The organism is Novosphingobium sp. (genome assembly GCF_031424035.1).
Classification (GTDB): Bacteria; Pseudomonadota; Alphaproteobacteria; order Sphingomonadales; family Sphingomonadaceae; genus Novosphingobium.
On the sequence record NZ_JANPGP010000135.1, the window covers coordinates 1 to 20,407 of the forward strand.

At 63.2% G+C, this 20,407-nt stretch carries 19 protein-coding genes; 5 read left to right on the forward strand and 14 right to left on the reverse strand.

The annotated features are described in order from the left end of the window. Positions 1 to 109 precede the first annotated feature (109 nt). The 5 genes from RMO89_RS18570 to RMO89_RS18590 form a co-directional block, all read right to left on the reverse strand. Positions 110 to 805: a FadR/GntR family transcriptional regulator gene (locus RMO89_RS18570; RefSeq protein ID WP_310535029.1), complete on the reverse strand. Its 696-nt coding sequence runs from the start codon at positions 803 to 805 to the stop codon at positions 110 to 112. 25 nt (positions 806 to 830) lie between these two features. Further along, a complete protein-coding gene (locus tag RMO89_RS18575) occupies positions 831 to 1,757 on the reverse strand; it encodes a Gfo/Idh/MocA family oxidoreductase (protein ID WP_310535030.1) in 927 nt (308 codons plus the stop codon). Then, positions 1,754 to 2,734, reverse strand: a complete 981-nt coding sequence (araD1, locus tag RMO89_RS18580; RefSeq protein ID WP_310535032.1) for an AraD1 family protein — start codon at positions 2,732 to 2,734, stop codon at positions 1,754 to 1,756. Before araD1 ends, RMO89_RS18575 begins: the two co-directional genes overlap by 4 nt. Beyond that, positions 2,731 to 4,269, reverse strand: coding sequence for an aldehyde dehydrogenase (NADP(+)) (locus RMO89_RS18585; RefSeq protein ID WP_310535033.1), 1,539 nt, complete (start codon positions 4,267 to 4,269; stop codon positions 2,731 to 2,733). Before RMO89_RS18585 ends, araD1 begins: the two co-directional genes overlap by 4 nt. 88 nt (positions 4,270 to 4,357) lie before the next feature. Next, on the reverse strand, positions 4,358 to 7,153 hold the full coding sequence (locus tag RMO89_RS18590) for a TonB-dependent receptor (RefSeq protein ID WP_310535034.1): 2,796 nt from the start codon (positions 7,151 to 7,153) through the stop codon (positions 4,358 to 4,360). Between the two features lie 263 nt (positions 7,154 to 7,416). Here RMO89_RS18590 and RMO89_RS18595 point away from each other — a divergent pair, with 263 nt between their 5' ends. Together RMO89_RS18595 and RMO89_RS18600 are read left to right on the forward strand one after the other, a co-directional pair. Continuing rightward, complete coding sequence (locus RMO89_RS18595) at positions 7,417 to 8,730, forward strand: MFS transporter (RefSeq protein ID WP_310535035.1); 1,314 nt, start codon at positions 7,417 to 7,419, stop codon at positions 8,728 to 8,730. Next, on the forward strand, positions 8,727 to 10,553 hold the full coding sequence (locus tag RMO89_RS18600) for a hypothetical protein (RefSeq protein WP_310535036.1): 1,827 nt from the start codon (positions 8,727 to 8,729) through the stop codon (positions 10,551 to 10,553). The genes RMO89_RS18595 and RMO89_RS18600 overlap by 4 nt, the downstream gene beginning before the upstream one ends. 3 nt (positions 10,554 to 10,556) lie before the next feature. Here the strand turns inward: RMO89_RS18600 and RMO89_RS18605 are convergent, their stop codons facing one another. The 3 genes from RMO89_RS18605 to kdgD are packed head-to-tail and all read right to left on the reverse strand — an operon-like array spanning position 10,557 to position 13,939. Further along, positions 10,557 to 12,110 (reverse strand): carboxylesterase family protein, encoded by a 1,554-nt coding sequence (locus RMO89_RS18605; protein ID WP_310535037.1) that lies wholly within the window; start codon positions 12,108 to 12,110, stop codon positions 10,557 to 10,559. Further along, positions 12,107 to 12,997 carry a LysR substrate-binding domain-containing protein gene (locus RMO89_RS18610; RefSeq protein WP_310535038.1) on the reverse strand — a complete coding sequence of 297 codons (891 nt, stop codon included), beginning with the start codon at positions 12,995 to 12,997 and terminating at the stop codon, positions 12,107 to 12,109. The genes RMO89_RS18605 and RMO89_RS18610 overlap by 4 nt, the downstream gene beginning before the upstream one ends. 18 nt (positions 12,998 to 13,015) lie before the next feature. Further along, positions 13,016 to 13,939, reverse strand: coding sequence for a 5-dehydro-4-deoxyglucarate dehydratase (gene kdgD / locus RMO89_RS18615; protein ID WP_310535040.1), 924 nt, complete (start codon positions 13,937 to 13,939; stop codon positions 13,016 to 13,018). Positions 13,940 to 14,098: 159 nt separating this feature from the next. On the opposite strand from kdgD, the gene RMO89_RS18620 reads away from it, so the two are divergent. Beyond that, the gene (locus RMO89_RS18620) at positions 14,099 to 14,389 is read left to right on the forward strand and encodes a hypothetical protein (RefSeq protein WP_310535041.1); all 291 of its coding nucleotides are present in this window, start codon (positions 14,099 to 14,101) and stop codon (positions 14,387 to 14,389) included. Between the two features lie 27 nt (positions 14,390 to 14,416). Here the strand turns inward: RMO89_RS18620 and RMO89_RS18625 are convergent, their stop codons facing one another. Genes RMO89_RS18625 through RMO89_RS18650 form a run of 6 tightly spaced genes read right to left on the reverse strand, consistent with a single transcriptional unit; the run spans position 14,417 to position 18,797 of the window. Continuing rightward, on the reverse strand, positions 14,417 to 14,998 hold the full coding sequence (locus RMO89_RS18625) for a carboxymuconolactone decarboxylase family protein (protein WP_310535042.1): 582 nt from the start codon (positions 14,996 to 14,998) through the stop codon (positions 14,417 to 14,419). Between the two features lie 25 nt (positions 14,999 to 15,023). After that, entirely contained in the window at positions 15,024 to 15,896 is an 873-nt protein-coding gene (locus tag RMO89_RS18630) for an SDR family NAD(P)-dependent oxidoreductase (RefSeq protein ID WP_310535043.1), read from the reverse strand. A 29-nt stretch (positions 15,897 to 15,925) separates the two neighbouring features. Beyond that, positions 15,926 to 16,357 carry an MAPEG family protein gene (locus RMO89_RS18635; RefSeq protein WP_310535045.1) on the reverse strand — a complete coding sequence of 144 codons (432 nt, stop codon included), beginning with the start codon at positions 16,355 to 16,357 and terminating at the stop codon, positions 15,926 to 15,928. Between the two features lie 33 nt (positions 16,358 to 16,390). Beyond that, positions 16,391 to 17,221 carry a TauD/TfdA family dioxygenase gene (locus RMO89_RS18640; protein WP_310535046.1) on the reverse strand — a complete coding sequence of 277 codons (831 nt, stop codon included), beginning with the start codon at positions 17,219 to 17,221 and terminating at the stop codon, positions 16,391 to 16,393. Positions 17,222 to 17,254: 33 nt separating this feature from the next. Next, complete coding sequence (locus RMO89_RS18645; protein WP_310535047.1) at positions 17,255 to 18,010, reverse strand: SDR family NAD(P)-dependent oxidoreductase; 756 nt, start codon at positions 18,008 to 18,010, stop codon at positions 17,255 to 17,257. Between the two features lie 22 nt (positions 18,011 to 18,032). Beyond that, complete coding sequence (locus RMO89_RS18650; RefSeq protein WP_310535048.1) at positions 18,033 to 18,797, reverse strand: SDR family oxidoreductase; 765 nt, start codon at positions 18,795 to 18,797, stop codon at positions 18,033 to 18,035. Between the two features lie 125 nt (positions 18,798 to 18,922). Here RMO89_RS18650 and RMO89_RS18655 point away from each other — a divergent pair, with 125 nt between their 5' ends. Then, complete coding sequence (locus RMO89_RS18655; protein ID WP_310535050.1) at positions 18,923 to 19,525, forward strand: helix-turn-helix domain-containing protein; 603 nt, start codon at positions 18,923 to 18,925, stop codon at positions 19,523 to 19,525. An 81-nt stretch (positions 19,526 to 19,606) separates the two neighbouring features. Beyond that, positions 19,607 to 20,386 (forward strand): sterol desaturase family protein, encoded by a 780-nt coding sequence (locus tag RMO89_RS18660; RefSeq protein ID WP_310535051.1) that lies wholly within the window; start codon positions 19,607 to 19,609, stop codon positions 20,384 to 20,386. Positions 20,387 to 20,407: the final 21 nt, after the last annotated feature.

The window sequence follows — 20,407 nt, forward strand, 5'->3', positions numbered from 1 at the left end:
CCCTCGCGAAGGCGGGGCCCCAGTCCTGTGTCAAAAAACTCTTTGCTCTAGTGCTGGACCCCCGCCTTCGCGGGGGAGCAAGAAGAGGCAACTTTGACGTCACGACGGCCTAGGCGCGCACCACCGCCATATCGGCGAGCGCCAGCCGCAGCAGTTCCTCCATCGCGCGCCGCGCTTGCGCGCTATCGCCCGCAGCAATCCCTTCGAACACGGCAATATGATCGGGCAGGGGATCGCGGGGCAGGGCGTGGTAGCGTTGTTTGAAGCGGGTGGTGAGGCCGACCGCCGCGCCCACAGAACTGGCGAGCGAGGCGAGCGCGTCATTGTGCGTCGCCTCCAGAATCGACAAGTGAAACTGCTGGTCGGCGGCTTGGCCTGCGTCGCTAGCGAGACCATGGCGGGCCATTGCATCCAGCGAGGCGCGCATCGCGTCGATCTGGGCGGGCGTCCGGCGCTGTGCCGCCAGCGCCGCTGCTGCGGGTTCGATGATGCCGCGCAGCTCGAATAGTCCGGTGACGAAGCCCGCGTCGGGTTCCCCCGCAAACGTCCAGGCCAGCACATCGGGATCCAGCAGGTTCCACCGCGCGCGCGGCGTTACGTGCGTCCCTGCCTTGGGGCGGCTCTCGAGCAAGCCCTTGGCGACGAGGATGCGGATCGCCTCGCGATAGGGCGTGCGCGAAACGCCGAGCGCCAACGCTTGTTCGATTTCGCCTTCAAAACTGTCGCCGGGCTTGTGCTGGCCCGCCAGAATCGCCGTGCCTAATGTGCGGGCGATTGCCTGATGAATACGTTCCGTCTTGCCCAACAAACATTGCCTTCAATTCTGCACTTCAATCGTCGAACGCTTCGGTAGAGCGAGAGCGGCCGCGAAGAAAGGCGTCGGCTACGATTTGCAGCGGTGCCAGATCGACGTCGCTTTCGCGCGACCCGATCAAATCGACAAAGCGGCGGTAAAGACCAGGATATTCCGCTTCCAATCCCGTATCCTGCGGCACGTTGTCGATCACAAGCATGTTGCCGCCGTGCGACAGGCGCAGCGTCGCGCTCTCGGCTTCGAGGACGATATCCCAAGTCTGCGGACCCGTCTGTCGCCAGTCGAATTCAGCCGCGATCGGCACGCCACCCGCCGTTGCCATCGCAAGGCGCGCGGCGATCGGGGCCTGGCGGTTTGCAGGGGTTTCCAACTCGGCATCGATGAGCCGTACTGGTGCTCCGATCACTTCGGTCAGGATCGACAGCGCATTGATACCAGGATCGAACACGCCGAAGCCGCCCGGTTCCCAGATCCAGTCCTGCCCGGGATGCCAGTGGCGGACGTCCTCTTTCCAGTCGATAGTGACGTGTTTGAGGGTGTGCGTGGCAGCCCATGATTTGGCGGTCGCTACAGCGGACGCGTACCGCGAATGCCAGCCCGCAAAAAGCGTCACGCCCTGTTGCGTCGCCAGCGCAGCGAGTGCCTGCGCTTCGGACACCGTCGCGCCGGGGGGCTTTTCGAGGAAGACGTGCTTGCCTGCCGCCAGCGCCATCCGCGCCGCGTCGAAGCGGGCCTGCGGTGGCTGACACAGCACAATGGCATCAAGACCGGGTTCGCCGGCAAGCATCGCGGCAAGGTCGTGGTAGTTGTTCACGCCCTCGGCGGTGGCGTTGCGGCTCGCGACCGCGACCAGATCGATCCCGGCGGTCGATGCAATGGCGGGCAAATGCTGGTCGCGGGCGATCTTGCCAAGCCCGACCAGCCCGAGGCGGATGTTTGTCATAACACCCGGACCTCGACCGGGGCGCAAGCGGCTTCGCGCACCAAGGGGTTGCGCACCGGCAGCCGAAACGCGTCGGCCTCGATCTCGAACACATCGCCATGCTGCGTGGTGACGCCGTCGCTGAACGAGAGCGTTGCCGTGCCGAAGAAGTGAACGTGCACGTCGCCCGCGCGCCGGAAATGCGCGTTCTTGAAATGGTGATGCTCAAGGTTCGCGATACTGTGCGACATGTTGGTCTCGCCCGACAGGAACGCTTTTTCCCACAGCAGCTTGCCATCGCGCAGGATGCGACTGGTGCCGCTTATGCTCGCTGGCAGATCGCCCAGCAGCAATTCCGGACCGAGCGCGGCCTGGCGCAACTTGGAATGTGCGAGCCACAAATAGTTGGTCCGCTCGACGATGTGATCAGAGAATTCATTGCCGAGCACGAACCCCAGCCGCACCGGATTGCCTGCTGCGTCGATCAGATAGACCCCGGCAATCTCTGGTTCTTCGCTGCCGTCCTCGGCAAAGCCGGGGGCGGTCAGCGGCGCGCCGGGGGCAACGAGAATGTCGCCATCGCCCTTGTAGAACCATTCGGGCTGCACGCCGATGGCACCGGCATCGGGCTTTCCGCCCTCCATGCCCATCAGGAACATCCGCATCGAATCGGTGAGTGTCTCGCCTGATGCTGCCGCGCGGTGCATCTTGTCGCGGCCCTCGGCTGAGCCGAGATGGGTAAGACCCGTTCCTGAGACGAGCAGATGAGCCGGATCGGCATGATCGACGGGGCACAGCAGGGTGACGGCGGTCAGGTCGATTGCTTCGCTGGCGCGCTGCTGGGCCAGCTCGCGCATTCCGATACCTGCGGACAGTGCATCAAGCGCCAGCTCGCGGGTCGAGGTCGTATTGTTTAGCCGGCAGGCCTTGCCAGCGCCATCGAGCGCGGCAACCCCTCGCACCCCGCCTCGCTCAAACTGTAGCAGCGACCGCATCATGCCGGTTCCTGCACGCCATTGACACGGCGCCGCAGTTTCCACGGATTCGCGGCCTGAAGCGCGGGCGGAAGGAGCGCGTCTGGCAAATCCTGATAGCAAACCGGACGCAGGAATCGCGTCATGGCCAACGTACCCACCGACGTCGTCCGCCCGTCCGACGTCGCCGGAAAGGGGCCGCCGTGCACCATGGCGTGGGTGACCTCAACACCGGTCGGCCAGCCGTTCGCCAGCACCCGGCCCACCTTGGCTTGTAGCAGCGAAAGGATCGGCGCGGCGTCACCGATATCCGCCGGGTCGATTTGCAGTGTCGCCGTCAGCTGGCCTTCTAGCTCGGCAATGACTTGTGCGATCTCGTTCATGTCTGTGCATCGAACGATGAGCGATGACACCCCGAAAACTTCATGGCCGAGCGAACGGTCTGCAATGAATTGCGTCGCGGTCGTTTCGAACAGAGCGCCCGCACCGATACGCTTTGCCGCCGCATTGCCGTCCAGCGCGGCCACGCCTGCGGTAAAGGCAGCATGGATACCGGGCGTCAGCATGACGGGTGGCGGCGCAGCGGCAAGCGCCGCCGAGGCTGAAGCGACGAAGCGGTCAAGGTCGGGACCGTCGAGCGCGATCACCAAACCGGGATTGGTGCAGAACTGCCCGGCGCCAAGTGTCAGCGATCCGATGAAGGCCGCGCCCAGCGCTTCTGCGCGCGCGGCCAGCGCGGCGGGCATCAGGACGACGGGGTTGATGCTGCTCATTTCGGCATAGACCGGGATGGGTTCGGGGCGTTTGTGCGCGATTTCGACGAGGGCAAGCCCCCCGCTGCGCGATCCCGTGAAGCCGACCGCTTTGATGCGCGGATCGGCGACGAGCGCACCGCCCAGCCCGTTGGTGCTCCCGGGCAAATAGGAGAATACGCCCTCGGGCAGGCCGCACGACTGGACCGCCGACCGGATCGCGCGCGCAATCAGTTCACCGGTTCCGGGATGGGCCGGATGCCCTTTGACGACGACCGGGCAACCCGCCGCGAAAGCCGACGCCGTGTCGCCCCCGGCAACCGAGAAAGCGAGCGGGAAGTTCGACGCGCCGAACACCGCAACCGGGCCTAGCGGGATATTCATTCGCCTCAGGTCGGCGCGGGGCGGCACCCGTTCCGGCATGGCAGGGTCGATTGTCACGTCCAGCCATCGCCCGTGCCGGACTTCGGCGGCAAACATTCGCAGCTGGCCCACGGTCCGGCCACGCTCGCCTTCGAGGCGCGTGCGCGGCAGACCGGTTTCTGCCATCGCGACTTCGATCAGTTCATCTCCAATTGCCAGTATCTGGTCGGCGACCGCATCGATGAAGGCTGCACGAAGCGCCGGCTCCAAGGCGCCAAATGGTTCGCTGGCGATGGCCGCCTTAGCGCAGGCATTTTCAACGTCGGCCTGGCTCGCCTCGGAATATTCGGGACCAATTACCTCGCCCGAAGCTGCCTCATGAGCCCGAAATTTCACGTCACGCTGAATTGCCGAGCCGCCGATCAGAATACTGCCATCGATCATTGTCTGTTCCGTAAAAAATGAGCCCCGCGAGGCGGCCAAAGGTTTGGTCCGCTTCGCGAAGCTCAGGTGCACCCCGGGAGAGAGGTGTTTAGAAAGTGAATTTCGCGCCGAAGTTGAACTGCCGTCCGCTGTGGGTAAGCACGTTGAGGCGGTTGGTTTCGTCAACGAACTGGTCGTTCTTGGTGTCGGTCAGGTTGATCGCTTCGAGGCTGACCTTGATGTGATCATTGATCGAGTAAGACATCTGCGCATCGACACTGATGGTCTTGTTCGTACCATTGTAGGCGTTGCCTTCCGTGCCCGGCACCGCGACGAGATAGCTCGAACGGTAAGCGACCGAACCGCGAACCGAGAACTTGCTGTCTTCGTAATAGAGCGTGCCGTTTGCGGCATATTTCGACAGGCCCACCAACGGCGCCACTACAAATGTCGCGCAAGAGGCGACGGTGCAGTATTTGATGTCGGACTGGACGTAAGTGAAGTTCGCCAGGATTCCGAAGTTTGCCAGCGGCCCGGGCAAGAACGTGAACGGCTGCTGCATGTTGACTTCGAAGCCCTTAAGCTTGCCGCCAGTGGAATTGATCGGCTGCGTCACGATGAAACTGTCGGTCGGCAGGGCTGTTGTCCCGGTCAGCAGTGATGCAGGCAGGCCAAGATCGGTAAAGGGCACCGTGACGCTCAAGGTCTGGGCGAATGTCCCGATGTCCTTCTGGAACAGGGCGAGCGAGTAGATCGCGCCGCGAGTCGGATACCATTCGATGGCGAAATCTAGATTTGTTGACTCGGTGGGCTTCAGATCGGGATTGCCTGAGCTGAAGGTCCGGTTGCCGCCCGAAACCGAGAGGTTTCCGCCCGGCGAGAGCGAACCAATTCCGGCGCGGGCCAGCGTCTTGGCTGCGGCGAAGCGGATAAGCAGGTGGTCGCTGGCATCAAACACCAGGTTGGCGCTTGGCAGCCACTTGTCATAGCTGCGCTCCGCGGTGACGAAATTGATCGTCGCGCCCTGGCTCGCATAACCGGTCGAAAGCTGGTTGGTCTTGACGTAGCGCACGCCTGCGTCACCGCGCAGCGGCAGGCCCACGTCCTTAAGATTGAACTCGACCATCCCGTAGGCGCCCAGGTCCTTTTCAGTGACGGTAACAAAGGAACCACGCGCGCTGGAGTTTTCGACACCGCCGATCTGGTAGATCGGCTTGTCGTAAATGCCGTAAAGCGAGATGTACTGGCTGAGATCGGGGACGACCCAGCCTGTAGGCGTGCCAGATGGGAGGTTAAGCCCGCGTCCGAAGCCGGAGTATACGGTCGTTGCAGCGGCGATCTGGGCGGCGGTCAGCGTTTCGACCACGGTCTCACCGGAAATACGGCGCTTCTCGGTCGATTCGTAAGTGAACTTCCGCCAGTCGACACCGGTCTTGACCTTGATCGCATCGCTTGCGGTCCACTCAATCGCGCCCTTGGCCGTGGTGAAGCTGTTGTCCACCGTCTGGGGACGAATCCGTACTTCCGAGGTTCCGTTGGTAAACGTGAAGCTTGCCGGATTGGAAATGTCGACGCCCGGAATGATCGCCGGGAAACGGGTAGTGAAGTCGTATTTGAAATTGTTGGTGTTCGCCGCGTCGAGCGTAACAGTGGTCTGGATCGGATTGCGGAATGCCGACTTTGAATAGCCAGCCAGCCCGGTGAACTTCAGATTGTCGCCCAGCCGTTGCTCAATATTGCCGGTCACTTCGTAAAAATCGGTCTTGAGCACATCATAGCGCGACTGGACCCGCAGATCGACCGCGTCGAAGGTGCCGGAAATGATGTTGTTGTTGCCATCGACCACGCCGGTACGGATGATCGATTGCGGCTTGCCGGTGCCAGAGCGGCTGAATCCGATGGCCTGAAACTGGGCTTCCGATCGCGTTCCGTCGAGCCGCGAATAGAGTCCGTCCAGCGTGATCAGCGTGCCATCAGCGGGCTTGAACTGGAGTGAGAGTGCCGCGCCAAGGCGCTTCTGATCGATATCGTAGCTGACCAGCCCCGGAATGCGCGGGTGGAACAGCGCGGTGTCGAGGTTGGTCGAGTTGTTGATCTGAGCGATGGTGTAGCCCGGCAGCGTCGAGGCGGCATTGAACCCACCGTTGAATCCGCCATAGGTCCAGCGCGTGATGTTGGCGCCCTCTTCCTTCAGGCTGCGCTCTTCGTAAGCGACCGAAAGCAGAACGCCGAAGGTGCCTTCGTCGTTGCTCTTGGTGACCAGCCCCGAGAAGCGCGGGGTCACCTTGCGGGCGAGGTCATTGTAGCTGCCTTGGACCGACACGGTGGCGGTCGCTTCGCGGAAATCGAGTGGGTGCGAAACATTGAGATCGACAGTCGCACCAAGCGATCCTTCCTCCACGTCTGCGCTGGCGGTCTTGCGCACAGCGAGGCTGCTGAACAGGTCCGACGAGAAGATGTTGAAATCGAAGCCGCGCCCACGGTTGACGCCGCCGGAATTGTCGGTGCCGCCGGTGGTGCCGATGGCTTCCATGCCGTTGATGCGGACACGAGTATATTCAGGGCCCAAGCCGCGCACCGAAATGTTGCGGCCTTCACCGTTCACGCGGCTGATCGCCACTCCGGGGATGCGCTGGAGCGATTCAGCGAGGTTGAGGTCGGGAAATTCCGCAATGTCCTCAGCCTTGATCGCATCGATCGATCCCGTTTCGGCGCGCTTCATGCCAAGCGCGCTGGAAAGGCTTTCGCGGAAGCCGGTAACGACGATGGGGGTTTCACTGCCGAGCTGTGCTTCGTCCTGGGGAGCGGCGTCCTGCGCAAAGGCAACGTGCGGAACGGCCAGCGCCAGAATGGCGGTGCTGAGTCCAAATGCGACTTTGCGGCCGCGGAAAGCGAAATGAGCCATCAGTAATCCCCTCTGAAGTCGGTGGCCTCAACGGACCGGATTGGCTATCCTCCTACCGGCGGCGCGGCAAACGGGCCAACCTCAATCCGGCATGGATTGATGCAAGACTTGCACAGATGGCCGCTATGCGAGCGCGGGCTCGCTCGCCATTGTGCCATGGATTGACTTGATCATCCCGCTAATCGACTTGGACCCGGCGCTTATGAGCCGCTAGTTTGTGAGCAAGAGCCGATGTCGTGCGATCACCGGCCGAGGAGATGATGATGGATCAGGCAGGCAGGCCGACGCGGATTCGCTGGCGTATCATTGCGCTGATTTTCGTCATCACCACGCTCAATTATGCAGACCGCGCCACCTTTTCGATCGCGGGCGAATCGGCTTCCCGCGAGCTCGGGCTGTCGCCGGTGCAGACCGGCTTCATCCTTTCGGCCTTTGCCTGGGCCTATGCGCTGGCGCAAATCCCGGGCGGGGCCCTGCTTGACCGCTTCGGCACGAAACGCATCTACGCCGGAGCGATTGTGCTGTGGTCGATTTTCACCTTCAGCCAGGGATTCGTTGGGCTGGTCGCCGGGCTGAGCGCGGTTGGAACGCTGTTCGCGCTCCGCTTCCTGGTGGGCCTCGCAGAATCGCCGTCTTTTCCGGGAAATGCGCGACTGGTAGCTGCATGGTTTCCCGGCCGCGAGCGCGGCATCGCCTCGGCCATATTCAACAGTGCGCAATACTTTTCGCTAGTGGTTTTTGCACCGGCGATGGGCTGGCTGGTCCACGGTTTTGGCTGGCGAACGGTGTTCTGGGTGATGGGGCTGGTCGGCGTCATCGCCGCAGCCTTGTTCGTTGCCTATGTCCACGGACCGGACCGCCATCCCGCGATTAACGCCGCCGAGCTTGAGGAAATCCGGGCAGGCGGCGGACTCGTGGATATGGAATCCACTGCACGCGGAAGCGCCCCGCCATTTTCGTGGCCCAACTTACGCGAACTGATCTCCAACCGGATGATGCTGGGCATTTACATCGGACAATACGGCATCAACGTGCTGACTTATTTCTTCGTCACCTGGTTCCCGATCTATCTGGTCAAGGAGCGCGGTCTGAACATCTTGGAGGCTGGCTTTGCCGCCGCTGCGCCAGCGCTCTGCGGCTTTGTCGGGGGCCTTGCCGGCGGGCTCATCTCGGACCGCATCCTCAAGCGCACGGGAAGCCTGGACCTGGCCCGCAAGACTCCGCTTCTTCTCGGCATGGCTCTTGCCACCGCGATCCTGGCATGTGTCTGGGTCGAGGCGGAATGGCTTGTCGTCCTGTTCATGAGCATCGCCTTCTTTGGCAAGGGGGTTGCCTCTCTCGGCTGGGCGGTGATGGCCGACGTCGCCCCGCCGCGCCTCGCAGGACTGGCTGGCGGCGTGTTCAACATGTTCGGAAATATCGGCGGGATTGTCACCCCGATCGCGGTCGGCTTCATCGTTGCGGCGACCGGGTCATTCGACTGGGCGCTGGCCTTCGTCGCGGCCCACTGCCTGCTGACGATGGCGGCCTATGGCTTCGTGGTGGGACCCATCAGGCGGCTGGAACTCGGCGAATGACGCCCACAAGGCGCGCATTCCTGACGGGAGGAGCGGCGCTGGCCGCGCTACCCGCCGCAGCGCGCCCCCCTTTGGCAACGCTCCGGATCGCCACGCCAATGTCCCCGCCGCGCTGGGCCGTGCTCCAGCGCGAATTGCTCGCCGCCAACGCTGCGGCCTGCGAAGCCTATTATGCCAAATACGTCACCAGCGATAACGAGCTTCTCGCATTCCCGCGCTGGGGTGCGAATGATGGGCCCGACGATGCAGCCGAGTTCACCAATGACTGGTTCGTGCTCCACGCACTCGGCGGGTCGGACCGGCTCAAGATTCTGGGTCAGAAATTCTGGGAAGGCCATCTGCGCCAATACTCGCGCGTGCGCACTCGCGAAGCACCCATCGCCCGGCTGGGCATGTACCACCGCGAGTTCCCGGTGCAGATGGACTGGCAGCACAATGCCGAGGGACTGACGAGCTTCAACGTGATGGGGCTGAGCGACCCGCGCGACCCGGCGCTGGCGCTGCGCACCCGGCGCTTTGCCGATTTATACACCGGCGCAGACCGTTCTGTGAACAATTATGACGCGCGGCATCGCATGATGCGCAGCCTGCTAAACGGCAGTCGCGGGCCGATGCTGCGCGCCGCGACCCCGCTAGACTGGGCCGGTGATCCCTTCGATGCGCGTCCGTTCCACCTTGAGCACGGTGAGGACAGCTTCGCCGAGTTCCTCGCCCACTATGCCGAATATACCGACGTTGTGGGGGACAACCCGCTCAACCTGCAGGCGACGACGCTGGGGCTCAACGCCTTTGCACTGGGACTGGGCGAACGGTTCAGCCGCTGGTCGCTCGATTATCTCGATGCCTGGGCCGAGCGGATGCAGGCCAACGGCGGAATCATTCCGAGCAAGATCGGGCCGGATGGCAAGATTGCAGCCGACTGGTGGGGCGGGACCTATGGCTGGAACTTCTCGCCGGTCGTCCCGCAGACGGGCAAGCGTGAGAACCGCAACCGCGTGCCGCGCTCGATCACCGCGTTCTATAACGCGTTGTTGCTCACCGGTGACCGGAACTACGTGCGGCTGTGGTCTCGCCAGAATGCCATCATCAATGCGGCATCGAAGTCGATCGATGGCAGGCTTTCGGCCCCGTCCATGTACGGGCCCGAGGGCTGGTGGGGCTGGAAGCCGGGCCCGTATCGCACCAACGGCTTCGAGATCTGGTACGCCACGCAAAGCCCAGCGGACCGCGCCGCAGCGGGGGACCATCCGTGGCTCGATTTCCTTGAAGGGCGTAATCCGGGTTATGCCGAAACTGCGCTGGAAGGCGATCTCAAGCGTGTCGCGGACCGCGTAGCGGCGCGCCTTGCCGATACCACCAATCCCGGCACCCGCCTGGCTGACTGGACGCTCGACATCAACCCGGCCAGCGCCATGGCACTGATCCAGACCATGACCGGCGGGCTTCATATTGCTCGTCCGCCATGGTCGCCCACAAGCCCGCCACAGGGAGGCGTACCGCTGCACTGCCGGCTGCGCTATTTCGATCCCGCGCTTCGCCGCGCCGGAGTGCCGGCAGACGTCGCCGCATTGGTCCATTCGCTGGGCGATACCGCAACCGAGGTGACGCTGGTCAACCTTGGCCCTGCGCCGCGCACGGTCGTGGTGCAAGGCGGCGCATTTGCCGAACACCGAATTGATGCGGTGACGATTGATGGCATCAAACACGCTGTCGGCGCGCGGGACTTTACCGTGCGGCTGGAACCCGGCACCGGAACCCGGCTGGCGCTCGCAATGAGCCGTTACGCCAACCGGCCCAGCCTTGCCTTCCCGTGGGATCGCTGAGGCCTATCCTCCCGGCTTGATATAAGGCGCGACCGAAAGCAGCAGTCGTTCGGCGCGGCGCGGGTCGTTCTCCACACGGACCGCCCGATCGAAGATCATCGTCGCGCGCCGATCGAGATCGTATTGTGGCCAGTGTGGCAGATCGCCGCCGTTTGGGTTACCGGCACGCGCCAGCCGGATGAATGCATCGGCCATCTGCCCGGCAAGCTGCCGCGCCTCCGGGCTGGCGCCGGTTCGCGCCTTTGGGTTCTGCGAGTTGGCAAAGACCAGTCCGATGTCGAGCGTGTGGAACGCGCCGAGCATGCCGCCCGCTTCGGGTGAGGAGAAATCGAGCTGGTACATCCATGTCGGCGCGCCAATCTTCGCGCGCTCCTCGGCCTGGATCAGGTGGCCGGGCCATGACCGCGCCGCTGTCGATGCCGCCAGCAGGATCTGCCCGGGACTACGGTCCGGGTAAAGCTTGCGGTATTCGCCGATCAGCCAAACCGGATCGACATCCTTGACAATCTGTTGCCCCAGACGCGCTGGCAGATTGTCCCAGGTGGTGTCGCCGGCCTTTAGCGATTTCTCCAGCCAATAGCCGGTCTCATCGTGCGTATTGCCGACGATCAGTGGGATATGCGCGGCCTCGCGCGGGGCTCCCGGATAGAACGGATGCCGTGTGAGCACAGCGTGATCGAGCGTTGAGGTGAAGCTGATTTCACCCCTGCCCTCAATCGGGTCAGTCATCGCCATCGCCGCGACCATCCGCTCCACCGGCATCCGCGCGAGTTCGGCGAAATCGCGCGCGCCCGCCTTTGCCATCCACGCTGCGGCGCGCTGCGTAGCGTGCTGCGGCCCGGCAGCGGTGACGTGCTGGCCGCTCATCGTCGCAGCAGAGTGAAACAGCGGGCGCGCCTCGGCCATGGCCATCAGGGTCACGACCTTCGCCCCGCCGCCCGACTGGCCGAAAAGCATCACTCGCCCAGGATCCCCGCCAAACGCGGCAATACTGTCGCGCACCCACTGCAGCGCGAGGACTATGTCGAGATTTCCGACATTGCCCGATTCAGCGGGGCCGCCGAGCCGCGCAAGATAGCCATAGCCCAGCGCGCCGAGCCGGTGGTTGAGCGTCACCACAACCACGTCGCCGCGCCGCACCAGGTTGGCACCGTCGTATAGCGGATCGGAACCCGAACCATGGCTGTGCGCGCCGCCGTGGAGGTAGACCATCACGGGGCGCCGCCCGGCATCAAGCGCGGGGGTCCAGACGTTGAGGAAAAGACAATCTTCGCTGCCGGGTCCGTCAACACCGGTCTGCGCCGCGCTGGCACCGTAGCGAATAGCGTCCGCAATGCCGGTCCATGGCGCTGCGGGCGCCGCTCGGGCAAAGCGGCGCGACGCGGTATCGGCACCATAGCGCACACCCCTGAACGCCAGCACGCCGTCTTCGCGCAGACCCCGGACCCGGCCATGCCGGGTGACCGCGACCGGATCGCCGGTCGCAGCATGCGCCAGTCCGGGTACGAACAGCGACGCCGAAGCGAGTCCTTTGAGTGCCGTGCGCCGGGTCGTCATGCAGGAACGCATTCAAGGCAGAGCTTGCGCATCGCCTCAAGCGCGGGATTGGCGTTGTCGCGCTTCCACGCGATGTGCAGTTCGACGGGACGTTCAGGCATGGTCGCCAGCTGACGGAACTGTACGTCGTCGGGGTGCAGGCCCATCGCCGATTGCGGCACCACTGCCGCCGCCAGACCGGCGCGGACCAAGCCGAGCATCGAGTGGATCTGGGTCACATGCTGGACCAGCTGAGGCGAGACTCCGGCCTCATCGAACAGCCTCACCAGCATGTCATGGAAATAGCCTGCGCCAGCCCGCGAATACATGATCAGCGGCAACTCATCGAGATCGGCCAGCGCAAGCACTGACATGGCCTGGCGCGCGTCGCCCGAGGGCAGCGCGACCAGCAGGGGTTCGTTGAGCATCAGCGCGGTTTCGAATTCGTGCCGCACAACGGGAGGGCGGACGAAGCCAATGTCGATCAGGCCGGTCAGCAGCGCATCGGTCTGATCGCCCGAGACCATCTCGTGCAGTTCGAGATCGATGTTGGGCAGGGAAGCGCGAGCATGGGCGACGATCTGCGGCACCAGCGTGTAGCCCGAAACGGCCGTAAAGCCGATCGCGATCTTGCCGGCATCTCCCTTGGCCACGCGCCGCGCAGAGAGGGCCGCGCTTTCCGCCAGCCGAACGATTCGCCGGGCCTCGATCAGGAAAACCCGACCCGAAGGGGTGAGGGCTACGTTGCGACTGGTGCGTTCAAGCAGGGTCACGTCGAGAATCCGCTCTAGCAGCTGGATCTGGCGGCTGAGCGGCGACTGCGTCATGTTGAGCCGCTGCGCCGCGCGGCCGAAATGCAATTCCTCGGCGGCGGCAACGAAGCAGCGCAGCTGGCTGAGTTCGAACATCCCGCCAGCCTAGCGCGGTTATATCGCCTCGACGAGTGACTTTGGCGCGACCTTTTCGATCAGCGCCCGCAGGTCTTCCAACTCCGCTGGTGTCAGCTCGGTCAGGGGCGTTCGCACCGGCCCCGCATCGCGCCCGACCAGGCGGCACCCGGCCTTGACGATCGACACCGCATAGCCCGTTCCGCGATCGCGCAGCGCGATATAGGGCAGCACGAAATCCTTGAGCTGCTGCAGGACATAGGCCTGATCGCCCGCGAGTACCGCCTTGTAAAAGGCCAGAGCCCATTCAGGCAGGAAGTTGAAAATCGCCGAAGAGTACGTGGTTACGCCCATGGTGAGGTAAGGTACGGCGAAGGTCTCGGCGGTGGGAAGGCCGCCGATATAGGTCAGCCGGTCACCCATCCGGGCGTAGATGCGGGTCATCAGCTCGATATCGCCAACGCCGTCCTTGTAACCGACCAGATTGGGGTTGCGCTCGCACAGCCGGGCAAGTGTCTCATCGCTGACAACGGCGTTGTCTCGGTTGTAGACGATCACGCCCAGTCCAGTCGAACGGCACACCGCTTCGATATGCGCGGCAAGACCATCCTGCTTCGAATTGATCAGGTAAGGCGGGAGCAGCAACAGACCGTCGGCCCCTGCCTTCTCCGCCCGGCGCGCAAGGTCTGTGGCGATCGCCGTGCCATAGCCGCAGCCCGACAGGACCGGAACGTTGCTACCGACTTCGCGGCTTACTGCCACCGCCGCGCCCAGAACGTCGATCACTTCGGCGGAGTTGAGCGAAAAGAATTCGCCGGTTCCGCCGGCAGCGAACAGTCCGGTCAGCTCGTGTTCGAGCATCCAGGCGCAATGCGCGCGGTAAGGTGTTTCGGAGAATCCGCCGTCGACTCCAAAATGAGTAACAGGGAAAGAAAGCAACCCTTCGCCGAGGCGGCGTGCCATGACCACGGGGTCCATCGAATATTCCTCTCAGTGCAGGCCAGCGGGCTAGCGTCTATGGCGCAGTCGGTACCCTGCGTGCCGATCCCGGTCCAAACCAAACCCGCCATTGATTGATGCATGGTTTAGCTGGATCGATGGCGCCGTGGTCGCTCGCAGCTCGTGCGCACCGAGAGGCCGCTCGATGAACGCGAGAAGAAGGATTGGGAAAAGCGCATCGCCCGCCGCGCCGAGGCGCAGGAAGAGGTCAATGCGTTTGCCCAAAACCACCGCAAGGCTCGCTGCGAAAAGAAGAAGGAATTGTCGCTCGCCGAATGGCACTTCGAGCAACGCATCTTCGACATCATTAATGACAGCATGCCCGAGCGCTACAAGGTGAAGCTTCAGAACCGGTCATGGGCGAGCGGTGCTTCGCGCAAGGGCAAGGCCCTTGAGGAGTTCAGCCGGCCGTGAAAAGAGTAACCCTAAGCTTCATTTATTTCACTTTGGCTTAGCACGGTTTTTCGAAAAGTCGGCGAAGTCCGGTTCAACTTCGACGCCCATGGCAATCAGGCCCCAAGCGACCATCGTGAAATACCCAGCCGCATGGATCAAATCCATGATGAAGCGACGGTCAAACAGAGTGGTGAGCGCCTCCCAGGTTTCGCCGTCAAATCGCCCGCCACTGCACGTTGCGTCCACAGCATTGAGCAAGGCACGATCCTCGGCAGACCAGATTGGCACATCCGTGTCTGAACGAATTGCATCAATTTCGTCGTCACTGATCCCAACCTGCAGGGCGCCATGCGCATTGTGAGTCCATTGATAGACTGACCCATAGCGGTGCGCGATGCGCAGGATGATCAGCTTAATCTGACGCGCCGATAAAGCGGATTCGAGCATGAAATACTTGCCGAGATCGAGCGACGCCAGTGCCAGATTGGGATGTTGGGCCAGGGTCATCATGGTGTTCGATCGCGAGCCATTCTGCCGCGCTTGCTCACCCTCCCAATAGGCGAAAACTTCGCGCGCTTCGTCAGTCCATTCCGCTTGCGGGAGAGGCGGGATGCGGGGATGGCTCATGTCAGTCTCTCCACGGCTGGTGGTGTCAGCGGATGACCAGCGGGTAATGCTGGTGCGGCATGACTTTGTGCGTGTCGCGGTAGGACGGTGGCTGGCGACCGCCCACATCGGTGACATCATAATCGCGGCCCAGTTCCGCGCCGATCAGCGTCTGGCCGGAACGCTCCTGCAAGGTCGGGTCGTTGAACAGCGCCCAGATCACGTGTCCGGTGTACTCCGGCGTCTCGATCGTGTCGCGCAGGTAGCCGTACTTCTCGGGCTCGGCCTCGATCATGCCAAGCAGCCGGTCGGTGGCGAGCGCGCCCATCCAGATCGAGACGGCTGCGACACTGGCCTTGGCGTCGCGAAAGTCGACCGCCATGTCGAAGGCGAGCTTGTCCACCCCCGCCTTGTGTGCGCCATAGGCCGGCCCCATCGAATAATGCGCCGCGCCCGAGGCCGATGTCATGACGATCAGGCCATTGTCCTGAGCGACCATCGCCGGGGCCGCGAGCCAGCTCGCGACATAGGAACTGCGCAGGCCGACTTCGATCATGTCGACGAGTTTCAGCGGCTTTTCCCAGAAATTGCCGGGCATCGACAGCTCGTCATAGACGGCGGCAGCGTTGTTCACGAGGATGTCGACACGGCCCTGTTCTGCGAGGACCTGATCGAACAGTGCCTTGACCTGCGCGTCGTCGGCGTGGTCGCAGCGCACCGCGATGCCCTTGCCGCCAGCCTTGGTGACGGCCTCGGCGGTTTCGTAGATCGTGCCCGGCAAGGCATGGTCCCCGGCTTTTTCCGAACGCCCGGTAACGTAGACCGTGCAGCCATGGCTGCCCAGCGCGATGGCAATTCCGCGTCCGGCGCCTCTGCTGGCTCCGGTAACAATGGCGACGACGTTCTGCTGTGAATTCATCGAAAATCTCGCTTTTGGGAAAGGTCGCTTCAGACTGCCGCGACGATGTGGGCTGCCAGCGCGCCCCACATGACCATCAGGCCGAGGAACGACAGGGTAAAGGCCCCGCCGCGGTGGTTGGGGCTATTGTAGGTGAGGTGGATGAAGCTCTGCACCGCGCGGCCCACGGCGAAGATCCACGCGCAGACCAGCACGGTGATGCTGACGGCGCCCAGCACATAGGCGGTCAGGCATCCGGCGTAGAACACCGTCGGCAGTTCGAACAGGTTGTCCCAGTGGCGCACGGCGGCGCGGGTCTTTTCGGGTTCGGGATCGCCGAGATAGACCTTGTAGAATTCCGGGTTCTGCCCCTGCTTCACCGCCCCCGCGCGTTCGATCGCCATCTTGACGAAGCCCACGAAGGTTACGGCCACGACCAGCAGGACGGGCAGGAAGATTTTCAGCGATTGGCCATCAGGCATATCGGTCCCCTATCGTTTTCAACGTGTCACAGGTCAGGAAAAGGCTTCCTCGCCTTCCAGCTTGGTGCGGTGCATCTGGCGGTCGCAATCGAGCGGATAGGCCATGGCGCGGTGCATCGTGCCGGTGTTGTCCCAGATCACTGCATCGCCCACCGACCATTCGTGGCTGAGCGAGAACTGTTCCTGCGTCGCCCAGTCGCGCAGCTTTACCAGCAGGCGGCGGCTTTCGATCGGGTCCATGCCGACCACGTAATCACAGGTCGAACCCAGCACGAGCGACTTGCGGCCCGAGGTATGCGTCCACACCAGCGGCAGTTCATTGGTGCCCAGCCGGCTCCACTGGTCAAGCAGGGCAAGGTCCGGCTCCGGCTCGACGAAGAGCTGCGCGGCGACCAGCGAATGGACCACGCGCAGGTTCTCGATCGCCGCTCTTTCTTCCTCCGGCAAGGCGTCCCAGGCGGCATAGGTGTTGCAGAATTCGGTGTTGCCGCCGACCGGCGCGACCTTCTTGCAGGTCAGCATCGAGGCGAACAGTGGCACCTGCTGCATGGTCCCGTCGATGTGCCAGTAGAACGCACCCTTCACATAGTCGGCCTGCGGATTGATCGCCTTGTCCATCGATATCTTGAAGATGTCGCCGTGCATTTCGGGGACGAATTTGCCGAGTGTCCTGGTGAACTCCACCTGTTCCTCGTCGGTGAAATGAACCTGCGGGAAGACCATCACGCCGCGGTCTTCGAGCATCCCGCGGATCTCCGCCGAATGCCGGCCGCTGAGCAGCGTCTCCTTGTCCGTCTCGATCACCGCCCCGATCAGCGGCTTGACCTGCGTGACTTCGAACGTGTTGGAAACAGAAGTGGTCATGGCGTTACCTGCGTGCTTTGAATGCGTCATCGATCACATCGCTGCCCCGCCGTTCACGCCCAGGACCTGCCCGGTAATATACCCGGCGGCATCGGAAGCGAAAAAGGCGCAGGCGGCGGCAATGTCTTCCGGCTGGCCGAGCCGGGGGATGGGATAGGTCGCGATGATCTGCTCGTAAGGGACGGGAAACAAGCCCCCGTCGATCGCCCGGCGCGCCATCGGGGTGTCGATGAACCCGGGCGAGACCGAATTCACCGTGATGCCCTTCGGCCCAAGCTCGATCGCCAGCGAACGGGTCATCGAGATGATGCCCCCCTTGCTCGCGGTATAGAGCGCCATGTTCGGCGCGCCGATCTGGGCACCGAAGGCGGAGACGTTGACAATCCGGCCCCAACCGGCGGCGGTCATATCCGGCAGGACGCACTGCGCCGCCACATAGGCCCCGCGCAGGTTGATGCCCATCAGGCGGTCCCAGGTGGCGTCATCAAGGTCTTCCAGCGCCGAGAAATTCTCGACCGCGGCATTGTTGACGAGGATCGTGATCGGTCCCAGCGCCTCGCGGATTTTCGCAATGGCCTGCTCCACTGCCGCACGTTCGCCAATGTCGGCCTTGACCGCGAGCGCCCTGCCCCCCGCCGCAACAATCGCGTCAGCCACTGCCGCGGCGCCGTCGAAATCGATGTCGATAATCCCGACAGCATGGCCATCGGCGGCGAGCTTGAGGCTGGTCGCCTTGCCCATGCCGGCCGCTCCGCCAGTTACCAGTGCCACGCGCTGAGCGTCTGCCATTGTCTGAATTCCTTCTCTGCGTTCAGAACATCGTCACGCCGCCCTCGACGCCGATGGTCTGCCCGGTCACGAAGGCGGAATCGTCGCTGGCGAGGAACACGGCGGTCGGAGCAATATCGTCGGGAACGCCGAAGCGGCCCAGGGCAACCCTTGCCAGTTCGGCATCGTGGGTCCCGGTTTCTTCAAGATACCACAGCGCCTTGGGCGACATGGCGCGCGGCAGGATCGTATTGGCGCGGATATTGTGCTTGCCCCATTCGCGCGCCGCGGTGCGGGTCAGCGCGCGGATCGCCTCCTTGCTCGCGGCATAGGCAAGGAAGCCCGGTTCGCAGCGGATGCCGAAGTCCGAACCGAAGTTGATGATCGATCCGCCACCCTGCGCCACCATGTGCGGGAAGGCCGCCTGCATCATCTGCAGCGAACCGAACAAGGCCGATTGCAGGTCGACCTTGCAGTTCGCCTCCATCTTCGGATCCTCGAGCGGCAGGTAATCGGTGAAGCTGTGCGCGTTGTTGACCAGCACGTCTATGCGGCCCCATTCAGCGACCGCGCGCTGGACAACCATCGCGGCTTCATCGGCATTGCCGGCGTCGGCCTTGATCGCCAGCGCCGTGCCGCCCTCGGACTGGATAGCGACGGCGGCGGCCTCGATCTTGTCTAAGGTGCGCCCCGTCAGGATCACTTTCGCGCCCTCGGCGGCAAAGGCGCGGGCGATGGCTTCGCCAATACCTTGCCCGGCACCGGTGACGATTGCGACCTTGCCGGCCAGCCTGCCCGTTCCCGTCACTTGATCCGCTCCACACGTTTGTTCGTCATTTTGTTAGCGGGGGTGCCGCAGCGGGTCAATTGCCGGCTTTACCTTGGCGGACGCGCAAACTACGCAAAGCGCCGCGACGATATGGGGCGACCAGCATGAACAGCAGCAAAGAGCCGGCAGCCGAGCGCCGCATGGGGCCGGAAGGCTCTGACAACTGGCACGCCATGCTCGACGGGGCCGAGGCGATCCTGCGCGAGGAAGGCCACGCCGCACTCACCTCGCGCCGGGTGGCCGAACGCATCGGCGTCAAGCAGCGGCTGGTCTATTACTACTTCCGTACGATGGACGATCTGATCATCAGCCTGTTCCGGCGCATGGCGATGCGCGAACTGGCGCGGCTTGAAGAAGCTGCAGTCCAACCCCATCCGCTTCGCACCCTGTGGGACATCAGCCTCAATTCCACTGACAGCCGGCTGATCGCGGAATTCATGGCGCTGGCGAACCGTATCGAAGGCCTGCGGCGCGAGGTGATCCATTTCATCGAAGCGTCGCGCGAAGTGGAAGTGGGCGTGCTGACCAAGGCGCTTCAGCGTGCCCCCCAGATCAGCAACATGGGGCCGACCGGCCTGACGGTAACGATCACCAGTCTGGCCCTGCTGCTTTCGCGCGAACGGCAGTTGGGCGTGAGCAGCGGCCATCAGGAAATCATCGGGGCGCTAGGTGCCTTGCTTGACCAGCTGGAGCCGCTCAAAGCCTGACCGCCGGGGCAGATTTGACCGCCGCCTGTCGGCTTGCTAACAAAGTGACGAACACACGGGATCGATCCGGGAGTCGTCATAGTGTCTAGCAGCAATCCAGCCCTGTCCTTCGCGCTCGTCATCACGGCTTTCGCCGTCGTGGCTCTGCTCGCCGCCTTCCTGTTTCGCGATGCCTTGCTCGCCCGCAAGATCCAGCCGGGCACCTTCCGCTGGCCCTATGTGAAGACCGAACTGCGCCACGGCCTGTTCAATCTGGTGATCGTCACCGTGACGATCACCGGACTGATCAGCTGGTGGACGCAGATCGGCTGGATCGAGCTCAGGACCGGGCCAGTTTCAGGCTGGACCATTGCCGGCGAATACGCGCTCTCGTTCTTCCTGTTCGACGCCTATTTCTACTGGGCGCACCGGTTGATGCATAAGGAGCCGTACTACTCGTGGGTGCACAAGCTGCACCACCGCTCAACCGCGCCGGTGCCGATCACCTCGTGGTCGATGAACCCGATCGAGGGCGTGATAGAGGGCATGTTCACGCCGCTGTTCATGGTGGTCTTCACCATCCACGAAGCAACCGTCCCGTTCATCGTGCCGACCTCCATCCTGATGGGGCTCTACGTCCACTCAGGCTTCGAACTGCTGCCCCGCTGGTGGAACCGGACATGGCTCACCAAATGGTTCATCTCGGCCAGCTTTCACGACGAGCATCACCACTATTTCACCGGCAATTTCGGCGGCTATACGACCATCTGGGACCGGCTTTGCGGCACGATGCGGCCGAAATACGAAGCGAACTTCGATAGAGCCTCCACCCGCCGCACGATCAGGAGCGAAGATCCGCACGGCGGGGTGGCTGTAGATTAGAGAACATTCCGGGAGAGCCCT